The organism is Oribacterium sp. HCP3S3_B9 (assembly GCF_052064255.1).
Taxonomy (GTDB): Bacteria; Bacillota; Clostridia; order Lachnospirales; family Lachnospiraceae; genus Oribacterium.
The window spans coordinates 1-12,834 of record NZ_JBQHVY010000013.1 but is presented as its reverse complement, the minus strand read 5'-3'; the positions used below and the strand labels follow the sequence as shown (position 1 = coordinate 12,834).

Annotated in this window: 6 protein-coding genes; all 6 read right to left on the bottom strand. The window is 54.8% G+C overall.

All coding sequences use genetic code 11. The features are described 5' to 3' along the window. Positions 1 to 188: 188 nt before the first annotated feature. A complete protein-coding gene (gene nifJ / locus ACTNC3_RS07525) occupies positions 189 to 3,716 on the bottom strand; it encodes a pyruvate:ferredoxin (flavodoxin) oxidoreductase (protein ID WP_410043929.1) in 3,528 nt (1,175 codons plus the stop codon). A gap of 349 nt (positions 3,717 to 4,065) precedes the next feature. Beyond that, on the bottom strand, positions 4,066 to 6,216 hold the full coding sequence (locus ACTNC3_RS07520) for a VanW family protein (RefSeq protein WP_441227002.1): 2,151 nt from the start codon (positions 6,214 to 6,216) through the stop codon (positions 4,066 to 4,068). A 221-nt stretch (positions 6,217 to 6,437) separates the two neighbouring features. Next, positions 6,438 to 8,366, bottom strand: a complete 1,929-nt coding sequence (uvrC, locus tag ACTNC3_RS07515) for an excinuclease ABC subunit UvrC (RefSeq protein ID WP_441227001.1) — start codon at positions 8,364 to 8,366, stop codon at positions 6,438 to 6,440. 328 nt (positions 8,367 to 8,694) lie between these two features. Beyond that, on the bottom strand, positions 8,695 to 11,112 hold the full coding sequence (leuS, locus tag ACTNC3_RS07510; protein ID WP_441227000.1) for a leucine--tRNA ligase: 2,418 nt from the start codon (positions 11,110 to 11,112) through the stop codon (positions 8,695 to 8,697). Between the two features lie 125 nt (positions 11,113 to 11,237). Next, positions 11,238 to 12,665 (bottom strand): putative glycoside hydrolase, encoded by a 1,428-nt coding sequence (locus tag ACTNC3_RS07505; protein ID WP_441226999.1) that lies wholly within the window; start codon positions 12,663 to 12,665, stop codon positions 11,238 to 11,240. After that, positions 12,649 to 12,834: hypothetical protein (locus ACTNC3_RS07500; RefSeq protein ID WP_441226998.1), on the bottom strand; the 186-nt coding region annotated here is incomplete at its 5' end. The genes ACTNC3_RS07505 and ACTNC3_RS07500, both read right to left, overlap by 17 nt.

Sequence of the window (12,834 nt, the reverse complement as noted above, 5' to 3'; positions counted from 1 at the left end):
ACTACGTGGTGCCCGAAGGCCCACATGCTATATATTGACATATTTAACTAAATAATTTTAGCATGAGATACATAAATCGGCAAGTTCCGTTCATCCGTCCTCAAACCCGTGGCCACGGGCTATACGACGAAGGGAGCCGGCTTGCGCCGGCTCCCTTCTCACATCACGTGAACCGAAGTTCAGGTGAATTAATTGTTGTACAGGTCGATGAGCTTCTTGAGGTGCTCATATCTAGCCTGAGACTCAGCCTGGTTCTTCTCGTCAAGAGCCTTTGCTCTCTCCGGGTTCTTAAGGCCGAGGGACAGGTAACGAACCTCACCCTTCAGGAAATCCTGGTATCCGGTGAAATCCGGCTCCTTGGAATCGAGAGTGAACTTCTTATCGCCACCAAGCGGGTTGTATCTGAAGTTGTTCCAGTAACCAGTCTGGAGTGCAAGCTTCTCCTCAGTCATAGCCTTCGCCATGCCCTTCTTGATGCCGTGGTTGATACAAGGTGCGTATGCAATGATCAGAGATGGTCCTGGATATGCCTCAGCCTCTGCGATCGCCTTTACAGTCTGCTGCATGTCGCCGCCCATGTTGATATGAGCTACATATACATAACCATAGGACATTGCGATACCAGGAAGATCTTTCTTGCCGGTCTCCTTACCACCTGCAGCGAACTGTGCTACTGCACCGGTCGGAGTCGACTTGGAGGACTGTCCACCTGTGTTGGAGTAAACCTCGGTATCGAATACCATTACGTTGATGTCCTTGCCGGAAGCAAGTACATGATCGAGGCCGCCGAAGCCGATATCATAAGCCCAGCCGTCACCACCGAAGATCCACTGGCTCTTCTTAGCGAGGAAGTCCTTATTCTTTACGAGATCCTTGGAAAGATCATCGGTCTTATCAGCAAGTGCTGCAACGAGCTTATCGGTAGCTGCACCGTTGGTAGCGCCGACACCGAAGGTATCAAGCCACTCCTGAGCGACATCCTTAACAGATGCATCCTTCTCAGCGAGCTCCTCTACTTCCTTCTTCAGTCTGGTACGGATTGCGTTCTGTGCAAGTAACATACCATAACCGAACTCTGCGTTATCCTCGAAGAGGGAGTTATCCCATGCCGGGCCCTGACCCTTCGCGTTTACAGTGTACGGTGTAGAAGGTGAAGAGTTACCCCAGATTGATGAGCAGCCTGTCGCATTTGCGATGTACATTCTCTCACCGAAGAGCTGAGTGATGAGCTTAGCGTATGGTGTCTCACCACAGCCAGGACATGCACCGGAGTACTCGAGTAACGGCTTCTTGAACTGTGAGCCCTTAACGGTGGTCTCCTTGAACTTCGCAACGACGTCATCCTTCTCAGGAAGCTTTACTGCGTAGTCGAAGAACTTCTGTCTGTCGAGCTCCTCAGCGATCGGCTTCATCTCGAGTGCCTTCGCGCCCTTCATGCCAGGACATACGTTTGCGCAGGATCCACAACCAGTACAGTCAAGTACAGATACCTGGATACCGAACTTGTAATCCGGCATACCGGTCATCGCCTTGGTCAGCATACCCTCTGGAGCGTTTGCAGCCTCGTCAGCAGTAAATGCGAACGGACGGATTGCGCCGTGCGGGCAGACATAAGAACAGAAGTTACACTGGATACAGTTATCCGGATTCCACTGCGGAACGTTTACAGCGATACCTCTCTTCTCGTAAGCAGCTGTTCCGGAAGGAGTTGTACCATCGACATAAGCATTGAACGCAGAAACAGGAAGTGAGTTACCCTCCTGAGCGGAAACCTTATTCTGGATGTTGTTTACGAAATCAAGAACATCCTTGGCACCCTCGGTCTTATCCTTGAACTCAAGGCCCTCATCCTGTGCGTTTGCCCAGTCTGCAGGGATCTCGATCTTCTCGAATGCGTTTGCACCAGCGTCGATTGCTGCCCAGTTCTTCTTAACGACATCCTCACCCTTACGGCCGTATGTCTTCTGTGCAGCGTCCTTCATCAGCTTGTTAGCCTCTTCCTTCGGGATGATACCGGTCAGTGTGAAGAATGCAGACTGAAGGATGGTGTTGATTCTTGTCGGGCCCATGCCGGTCTCAATACCGATCTTTACACCGTTGATGATGTAGAAGTTGATCTTGTGATCGTACATGTACTTCTTAACCTGGCCAGGGATGTGCTCTGCGATCTCATCCTTGTTCCATACGCAGTTGAGGAGGAAGGTACCACCATCAACGAGCTCCTGAACCATGTTGAACTTGGTCATGTAAGCCGGGTTGTGGCAGGCTACGAAGTTTGCTCTGTGGATCAGGTAAGTAGACTTGATCGGCTTCTTACCGAATCTCAGGTGAGACATGGTAACACCGCCGGACTTCTTGGAATCATAATCGAAGTAAGCCTGTGCGTACATGTCTGTGTTATCACCGATGATCTTGATGGAGTTCTTGTTTGCACCTACGGTACCATCTGCACCGAGACCCCAGAACTTACAGTTAACGGTTCCCTCAGGAGTCGTAACAAGTGCTGGACCAGCCGGCAGAGAAAGGTGTGTAACATCATCATCGATACCGATGGTGAATCTCTTCTTATCAACGTTGTTGTAAACAGCAACGATCTGAGAAGGTGTGGTATCCTTGGAACCGAGACCATAACGGCCGGAAAGGATGGTGCAGTTTGCGAACTCTGTGCCCTGAAGAGCAGCTACGACATCGAGGTACAGCGGCTCACCGATGGAGCCCGGCTCCTTCGTTCTGTCGAGAACAGAGATCACCTTGGTGGTTGCAGGAAGTGCCTTTACGAATGCGTCCTTGCTGAACGGTCTGTAAAGTCTTACCTTGACAACGCCGACCTTCTCGCCCTGCTTAGCAAGGTAGTCGATGGTCTCCTCGATGGTATCATTTACAGAACCCATAGCAACGATGACGTGATCAGCATCTGCTGCGCCGTAGTAGTTGAAGAGCTTGTAATCAGTACCGATCTTCGCATTCACCTTATCCATGTACTCCTGAACGATTGCAGGAAGTGCATCGTAGTAAGGGTTGGAAGCCTCACGAGCCTGGAAGAAGATATCCGGGTTCTGAGCTGATCCTCTCTCAACCGGGTGATTCGGGTTAAGAGCCTTCGCTCTGAACTCATCTACATACTCCCAGTCAACCATATCTCTGAGATCCTCGTAATCCCACTCCTCGATCTTCTGGATCTCGTGAGAGGTACGGAAACCATCAAAGAAGTTGATGAACGGAATGTGGCCCTTCAGCGCTGCAAGGTGAGCTACCGGAGTAAGATCCATAACTTCCTGTACAGATGACTCACAGAGCATAGCAGCACCGGTCTGACGGCATGCCATAACGTCGGAGTGATCACCGAAGATGGAAAGTGCGTGCGATGCAAGTGCACGTGCAGATACATCAAATACGCCTGGAAGCTGCTCGCCGGCTACCTTGTAGATATCCGGGATCATGAGCAGAAGACCCTGTGATGCGGTGAAGGTTGTAGTAAGAGCACCTGCAGCGAGGGAACCGTGAACTGCACCAGCAGCACCAGCCTCCGACTGCATCTCGGTTACCTGTACGGTCTCGCCGAGAAGGTTCTTTCTGCCTTCAGTGGCCCACTCATCTACATGCTCAGGCATGACGGATGAAGGAGTAATAGGATAGATAGCCGCAACTTCTGTAAATGCATATGAAGCATGTGCAGCAGCCTGGTTACCATCCATGGTTTTCATTTTTCTTGCCATAAGAATTCCTCCTGAAAAAATGAACTACCACTTGAAGCGGTTGTTATATGTACCCACCCATAGTGGGATATCATACTCGAAAAGAATTATAACATTTCCGCTATGAAATGCAAAACAAAAACGGGGCGTTACTAAATAAAATACAAGGAAATGCACAAAAAGATTATATCCTAGTAAACTACTATAGTATATATTGTACAGTCACTTCCCCACGTAACAGAAAAGAGCAGTCGCACACCACTGCAACTGCTCTCTTCTTAAGAAAATCTTCATGGGGTCTGACCCCATAAACTTCTGTTTAGATTCTGTTTAGAAAAATTTAATGGGGTCAGACCCCCTTACGAAATTCTTACGGGCCGTCCTGGATGATCTCATCGTCATCCGGGCCTTCCTGTGCCCCCGGTGCTTCGATGACCTCATGATTCGAGGCGCTCGTCTCCGGGGTCGGTGCCTCCGGCTTCTTCGCGGTCTCGGCCGGACTCGTCTCCGGAGCCGGTGACGGCTTCGTTTCACCGGTGGACGGCTTCGATCCGTTCTCGGCTATCGTGGATTCTGCTGTGCTTCCACTCTCCGCGGTTGACTCTCCGCTCTCTGCAATCGAGGACTCGGCGGTCGACTCCGTCGTTCCCGGCGCATACTGCTTCGGTGTATGACCACTGTAGTGTGCCGTATGATCCTTCACCTTCTCGGTCGTTCCGTCGGCCTTATGGATCACCTTATAGGCCTGCCACTCGGAGCCCGCAGAGCCCGCAGACTCTGCTCCCTCCTCCGGGGTGATGATCTTCGGTGCCGGCACCGGAAGGTCTGTGGTCTTCTCGCAGACGAGCTCCCAGCTCTCGCCCTTCGGAAGCACACGGACACCATAGATCTGAACGGTACAGGTCTGGTCCTCATACCATGCACGGATACCGATGGCGTGATCCGAATTATTGATAAACTGATAGTCCGGGCCCGGGTAGGAAACCGTCGCGTCGGCACCTGGTGTGACATAGGTCGGTGCGAAGGTATGAGAGCGACGATAGGTCGTCGTGAGACCCGAACGGAATACGGCATTATAGAGGGTCGAGGAAACCTGGCAGACACCGCCACCGATCTCCTGCACGACCTCGCCGTTATTATACGCGCCGGCCGCACCATAGCCCTTCGCCTCGGTACGCTGACCGACGGTCTTATTAAAGGAGAATTCCTCGCCCGGCTGGAGCACGGTACCGTTGATCGCGGCCGCTGCCAGCTTCACGTTCTTATTACGGGTCGCGTTGCTCGTGGTCTTCGTCGTGAAGCTGCCGATCGTGCCATACAGGTCCTTGATGGAGGAATCCGACGCGGAGATTTTCTCGCCCTCGCACTCGATGGTCGCGTCATAGACATGCTGACCGATCGACGCCATCACCTTCTGTGCGGTCGCCTCCGCATTCACAGCATAGCCCGCCACAGAGCCGCCGAAGACGAACTCGCCGCTCTCCTTATCGTAGCTTGTGATGTCGCCGTTCTTCGGGCTCATCTTCCATACGATGGCGAGCTGCTTCATGTAGTCCGAGATCTGCGCGCTCATATCCGGCAGTGTCAGCGTATAATCGCTGCCTGCACCCGTCGTGCTCTCGGTCTCACTTTCCGCTCCCGAAGCGTCTGTACTCTCCTCTGCTTCGCCCGAGGTCTCACCGCCGGCGGACGCCGTTGCAGATTCTTCCGCGATCGCCGCCGCATACTCCGTGAAGATCTGATCGACCTGCGCATCCACCTGCTCGCCGATGAGATCCGGGATGGTGAAGCTCTTCGCCTCCGGACGGATCGTCACGCTGGCATACGGATTATCCACAGCCACCTTCTGTACGGAGCCATCATTGTCACTCTCTCCGGAGCCGCTGCTCGTCTCGGTTTCCTTCACCTCATCATAGACCGAAAGATCCGGCATCTTGAAGCTGTCGATGGAGGGATTCGCGTTCTTCACGACGAGGTTCCAGCTGTAGGCACCGTGGATGGCCTGCTTCACCGCCTCACGGTTCATACCATTCAGATTCAGGCTCTGCGCGTCCGGCGAAATCGCGCGGAGGTCGAGGGTGATGTCCTTATGGATGGTATCGGTATCGGTATACAGAACGTTCTGTGTCGTCTCTTCCGCAGCCGCCGAAGATTCGTGCGTACCGCCGACAAATCCGCCGCGCACGGCAAACACGAGTCCACCGCCCACGATCAGAAATGCCAGCACCGCGCCGAGTACAAGCTTCATGTTCGGCCCATCCTGGGATCTCCGTCCGTAATCACTGCCGCGTCGCCCAGCTCTTCCAGTCGAACGACCGGTACGGCTTCCAGTGCCTGCAGTGGACCGGCTCCCGCCTGCATAGCTGCTGTGGCTGCCCGACGAACGCGGTCCCGTATATCCGCTGCTGTGACTGCCCGTACTGCTGTGGCCGCTTCTCGATGCCGCTCCACGCGCATGGGACTGTCCGCGTGCACGGGACTGTCCTCTGGATTTCTCAGAATATTCAAAATCGTCTCTCATACTATCTATATTTACTCCCTGAAGCCATTTCAAAGTTTTAAGGTTCACTAAAAAAGCGCCGCCCGAAGACGACGCCTATAATCTTAACAGGATTTCGAATCTTTGTACATGAGAGAAGCCGCGAAATACATGACGAATTTTTTACGGTTTTGTGAAGGCTTTCTTGTAATTTTTCGTACTCGCGGATGCTGCGCTTCTCTCCGATGCCGGCGGCCACGATATCACTGCTTTTCTTCGACGCCGACGCGCCAGGTTCCGACCGCCGTTTCCGGATTACTGTGAAAGAAATCATACACCTGACGCGCGGAATACTCGTCCATCGACGGGCAGTCCCGGAGCTCCTCGAGCCCGGCCACGCGGATATGGTCAATGTCTCCGAACCGCCGCATAAGTGCCTTCTTCCGTACTTCACCGATCCCCTTGATGTCGTCGAGCAGCGAGCGGATCTGCTTCTGCTCCCGGAGCGAGCGGTGGTAGCTGATGGCGAAGCGGTGCACCTCGTCCTGAATGCGCGTCAGAAGCTTGAAGGCCTCGCTGTTCTCCGCGATCGGCAGCTCCTCGTCCTGGTACAGCAGCGCCCGCGTCCGGTGATGATCATCCTTCACCATACCGACGACCGTGATGCTCGTGATGCCGAGCGCCCGCAGTACCTCCTCGCAGACATGCACCTGTCCCTTGCCACCATCCATACAGATGAGATCCGGGAAGTTCGAGAAGGAGCCGAGCTTATCATCCTTGCCGTCCCGCGCGTTCGTCTGCATCTCCGAGAGGCCATGCTCGAAGCGGCGCGTCAGCATTTCCCGCATCGAACGGACATCATCCGGCCCCTGGACGGACTGGATGCGGAACTTCCGGTAGTCGTTGTTTTTCGGCCGGCCGTTCTGGTAGACGACCATCGAGCCGACATTGAGCGCACCCATCGTGTTCGAGATATCGTAGGACTCGATACGAAGCGGAAGTCCAGGCAGTCCGATCAGTTTCTGAAGTTCTTCGAGGGCCCGGGCATTCTTCACATCCTGCTCGCGGTACTGCTGACGATAGCGGTTCATGAGGATACCGGCGTTCGTGATGGCGAGCTCGACGAGCTTCTCCTTCTTCCCGATCTGCGGGGTCACGATGTACACACGCTTCCCCTTCTCCCGGCTCAGCCACTGCTCCAGCACCGCCCTCTCCTCGAGCTCGGTCTGTACGAAGATCTCCCGCGGTACGAACGGAGTGCCGTTGTAGTACTGCTCGATGAAGTTCGTCAGGATGCTCTCGTCACTTTCCTCTGGGTCAATGTCGATGAACTGATGGTCACGGCCGATGATCTTCCCATCACGTACGAAAAAGATCTGAACGATGCAGTCCGCGAAGGAGCGGCGCATGCCGATGATGTCCCGATCCTCGGCATCATAGGCCACGATCTTCTGCCGGTTCTGGATTGCCTCGATTGCCCGGATCAGATCCCGCATCTCGAGTGCCGTCTCGAAATCCAGGTTATCGGAAGCGCGCTGCATGCGGCGAGTCAGCTCCTTCACGATGTCCTCGTACTTTCCGTTCAGAAAGTCGATGGCTCGGTCCACCTGGAGCTTATAGTCCGCCTGCGACTGCTTCCCGATGCACGGCCCGTCGCACTGGTGGATGTCATAGTACATGCACTTGTTCGCAAGCGGCGCATCCTCCGTAAACGACTTGTTGCAGTTCCGGATATGGAAGGTCTTCCGGATGAGCTCGATGACCTCATTGACCTGATCGTTCGACGCGTATGGACCGAAGTAACGGGCGCGGTCCTGGTACTGCTTCCGCACCTTCAGAATCCGCGGGTAGAGCTCGTTCGTCACCTTGATGTACGGATAGGTCTTGTCGTCCTTCAGCAGGGTGTTGTAGCGCGGCTTATGCTCCTTGATGAGATTATTCTCGAGCATCAGCGCCTCGAGCTCCGAATCGACGACGATGTACTCGAAGCGCTCCACCAGATGCACCATCTGCTGGATCTTCACGGATTTCTTATAGGATTTCTGGAAGTACTGCTTGACGCGGTTTTTCAGCACCTTCGCTTTGCCGACATAGATGATCTCATCCTTCGGGCCGTGCATGATATAGACGCCCGGGAGCGCCGGCAGCTTCTGGAGCTCCTCCTCGATATTAAACTTCGTATTATCTCTCATAGTGATGAAATAGCCGGTGGGTGCGCTTGGCGCGCCCACCGGCTCTGGATATTGATATGATTGTCGCAGTTTAGGCAGGGGACCCGGAGGGGGCGGCAACGGAGGCCATACGTAGAGACCGTGTGAAATCAAGCCGGGTCCCCTTAGCGGCACTTGGTACAATTTTCCTTAGCACCCTCTAGCAACGCTGAGTTTTCATCAAGAAAACTCAGCGATTGCAGAGGGCCTAGTGCCGCTTAGGGTCCCCGGCTTAGATTGAACCGGTCTCGGAGTACTGTGCCTCCGTTGCCGCTCCTCCGGGTCCCCTGCACTGAACTGCGACTACTATTTACTTCACGACGAAATTCAGGATCTTTCCAGGAACGAAGATCACCTTCACGATGTTCTTGCCCTCGAAGTACTTGCTTACCTGCTCGTTCGCCTTTGCAGCTGCGACGGCATCGTCCTGTGTCGCCTCTGCCGGGATGTCGATGTTGCCACGCACCTTACCGTTGATCTGGACACCCATGTTGATGACAGCATCCTTCGTCTTCGCCTCGTCGTACTCCGGCCATGAACTCAGGGTCAGAAGGCCCTCGCCGCCGATGGTCTCATAGATTTCCTCTGTGAGGTGCGGTGCAAACGGATGGAGGAGCTTGATGAAGGTGATGAGGTCATCACGGGTGATCGCACCGGCCTTCGTATAGTCGTTGATGAGGGTCATCAGCGCAGCGATCGCGGTGTTGAACTTCATACGCTCGATATCCTCGGAGACCTTCTTGATGGTCTTGTGGGTCTTCGTCTCGAGGCTCGGATCCTCCTTCTCGAGGGTCGCGATGTCGGTGAGACCGGCCACACGGTCCAGGAAACGCTTCACGCCACGTACACCCTCCTCGCTCCATGGCGCAGCGGCGGTGTAGTCACTCATGAAGAGCACATAGGTACGAAGGGTATCCGCACCGTAGAGGTCCACGATGTTCAGCGGGTCGATGACATTGCCCTTTGACTTCGACATCTTCTCGCCATCTGGTCCGAGGATGAGGCCCTGGTAGGTACGCTTCGCGTATGGCTCCGGTGTCGGCACCTCCTTGATGTCATAGAGGAACTGATGCCAGAATCTCGAGTACAGAAGGTGACGCGTTACGTGCTCCATACCACCGTTGTAGTGGTCGACCGGCATCCAGTACTTGAGCTTGTCCGGATCTGCGAAGGCACGATCGTTGTGTGGATCACAGAAACGGAGGAAGTACCAGGAGGAACCAGCCCACTGCGGCATGGTATCGGTCTCACGCTTCGCCGCACCACCGCACTTCGGGCAGGTGCAGTTCACGAAGCTGTCGATCTTCGCCAGCGGGGACTGTCCATCGGTACCCGGCTCGAAGTTCTCGACATCCGGAAGGGTCAGCGGAAGCTCCTCCTCCGGAACGACCACGGTGCCACAGTTCGGGCAGTGAATGAGCGGAATCGGCTCACCCCAGTAGCGCTGACGGTTGAACGCCCAGTCCTTCATCTTATACTGTACGCCCTCGTGACCGATGCCACGCTCGGTGAGGACCTCGAGCATCTTGTGGATGGAATCCTTCTTGTTGGTGAAGCCATCGAGGAAGCCGGAGTTCACCATCTCACCGTCGCCGGTGTAGGCCTCCTTTGAGATATCGCCGCCCTTGATGACCTCGACGATCTCAACACCGAACTTCTTTGCGAAGTCGTAGTCACGCTGATCGTGTGCCGGTACGGCCATGATCGCACCGGTGCCGTAGCCCATCATGACATAGTCGGCGATGAAGATCGGGATCTGCTTACCGGTGATCGGGTTGATCGCGGACAGACCCTCGATGCGTACGCCGGTCTTCTCCTTCACGAGCTGTGTACGCTGGAACTCGGTCTTCTTCGCTGCCTCGTCACGGTAGTTCATGACCGCGTCCCAGTTCGTAATCTGATCCTTGTACTTATCGAGTGTCGGATGCTCCGGAGCGACGACCATGAAGGTGACGCCATAGAGTGTATCACAACGGGTGGTATAGATCTCGAGCTTGTCATCGACGGCCTTTCCTGCCTGATCGGCGAGCTCGAAGTTGACGAACGCACCGGTGCTGCGGCCGATCCAGGACACCTGCTGCTGCTTGATGGACTCCGGATAATCGACATCATCGAGTCCCTTCAGGAGACGGTCCGCGTACTGTGTGATGCGGAGATACCATACGTCCTTCGAGAGCTGTACGACATCGCTGTGGCAGATGTCGCACTTACCGCCCTGGGAGTCCTCGTTCGAGAGAACGACCTTGCAGTGCGGGCAGTAGTTGACGAGGGTCTTCGCACGGAATACGAGATTATGCTCATAGAGCTTCTCAAAGATCCACTGGGTCCACTTGTAGTAATCCTCATGAGAGGTTGCGATCTCACGGCTCCAGTCGAAGGAGAAGCCGACCTTCTCCATCTGATCCTTGAAGTGCTGGATGTTCTTCTCCGTGATGATATGCGGGTGGGTGTTGGTCTTGATGGCATAGTTCTCTGCCGGCAGTCCGAAGGAGTCGAAGCCCATCGGGAAGAGGACGTTGTAGCCCTGCATTCTGCGCTTACGTGAGAGCACCTCGACGGAGGAGTATGCCTTGATATGACCGACGTGCATGCCGGCACCTGACGGGTATGGGAACTCGACGAGTCCGTACCACTTCGGCTTCTCGCTGAAGTCTACCGCCTTGAAGGCCTGGGCTTCTTCCCACTTCGCCTGCCACTTCGGTTCGATCTTTTTAAAATTATACTTCATAATCTGTATCCCCTTGTGATTCAGTTTCTTACGAATTAACGTTTATTCAACAAACTCCAATTATAACAGAAACCCGTGCCGCGTCAAAGGGCTCTTTCATAATGTATCATCATATGCGCTATAACTCAGTTTTCGGAAGACTCCGCGGCGGTTTCGACGGCGTTTGCGGCATCCTCCTTCGACTGGGCGATGGATTCGAGGGCGGCGGCGCGGCTTGCGGCTTCGCTTTCCTCGGCGGCGCGGCTCGCGTCGATGGCGGCCTGGGCGTCGGCGGCACGCTTCGCCTTTATCTGCTGATCTTCCTGGGCAGCCTGCTCATCACTCAGGTAGGCACTCCAGTCGTATTCGTTGCTGGCGTTCCAGATGATCCACTCGTCATAGCCGGCGTCGTAGACCGCCTGGATCTGCTGGCGGATCTCCGCTGCACCGTAGCGCTTGAAGTTCTGCAGCCAGCTGGCGGTGAAGCCCTGCAGCCACGGGCGCACGATCGCCTGATGCACGCCTTCGGTATAGTCGAGGGCGAGGTCCTTTCTGGAGGCATTGCACGCGCCGAGAATGGCCTTATATGGTTCGAGATCCGGGACCTCGAGACCGAAATTTCCGTTTCCATAGTGGGATGGGTAGATCATCGGACACATATAATCGACCGCACCGGCCATCACCGGGTAGTCCTGTCCGACTGAGACGGTATCGACGTAGGAGCCGATGATGGTTCCGAAGACGTCGGTAGACATAAATACATTTTTTGCTGCGAGGCGATCGGAGGCGAAGCGGACGAACTCGGTGATGATGTCCGTCTTATCCATGCCCTGGGTTTCCTCCTCCGGGTAGACGACGCCGTTCATGCCGCGGTCGGTACAGAAGCGGACGTAGTCGAACTGGATCTCGTCGAAGCCGGCGTCGGCGCACTGCTCCGCGACCTGGACCTTATACTCCCAGGCGTCGCGGTTATACGGGTCGACCCAGGCCATGCCGGAATTATCGGTGAACACGCTGCCGTCGGCGTTATGGTTCATCCACTCCGGCTTCACGGTCGCGAGGTAGGGGTCACGGAAGGTGACGATACGGGCGATGGTGTAGATGCCATGCGCCTTCAGCGTCTTCATCAGGGACGGGAGGTCCGGGATGGTGTCTTCCTGAGATCCGATCTCGTCGATCAGCGGGGAGGACATCTGGTACTCGATGCGGCCCTTATCGCCGAGGATGTCGATCACGACGGCGTTTAGCTCGGTCTCATCGATGTGCCCGATGATGTCCTGCATGCGCGAGGAACCGGCAGTGACTGCCGTAAGGTAGATTCCCTTGACGCGCGTTGCTGTTTTCTGTGGAAGCTTTTTCGTCCAGACCGCCGCTTCTGCTGCGGCGAGACTTTCTGCCTCTTTCATACTCTCCTTCTGTGCCAGGGATTCGGCGAATCTCGATTCCTCTTCGGATTCGGATTCATATTCCCGGAGCTCGTCGGATTTATTCACGTTATAGACCAGCGGGTTCTGCCGCTGACATCCGAGGAGCAGGACACAAAGGATGAGCAGGATGCTACTTAGCTTTTTCATATAAAACCTCAACGTTTCGCTCAAACTTTTGGGCTATTATACCACTTTCTCGGAAAACTGCATATTGCGGAGCTAATCGGCCGGGTTTGCGAAGCAAAACGGCCGCATTCCGTTTCTGAACGGTCGGCACGAGCTCTATCTTAGTGGTCCACTCCTTTATAATGATGCT

Bases quoted from the DNA above. Each gene is read 5' to 3' on its own strand.
- leuS (WP_441227000.1), bottom strand. From the start codon at position 11,112: ATGAAGTATAATTTTAAAAAGATCGAACCGAAGTGGCAGGCGAAGTGG.
- ACTNC3_RS07520 (WP_441227002.1), bottom strand. From the start codon at position 6,216: ATGAGAGACGATTTTGAATATTCTGAGAAATCCAGAGGACAGTCCCGT.
- ACTNC3_RS07505 (WP_441226999.1), bottom strand. From the start codon at position 12,665: ATGAAAAAGCTAAGTAGCATCCTGCTCATCCTTTGTGTCCTGCTCCTC.
- uvrC (WP_441227001.1), bottom strand. From the start codon at position 8,366: ATGAGAGATAATACGAAGTTTAATATCGAGGAGGAGCTCCAGAAGCTG.
- nifJ (WP_410043929.1), bottom strand. From the start codon at position 3,716: ATGGCAAGAAAAATGAAAACCATGGATGGTAACCAGGCTGCTGCACAT.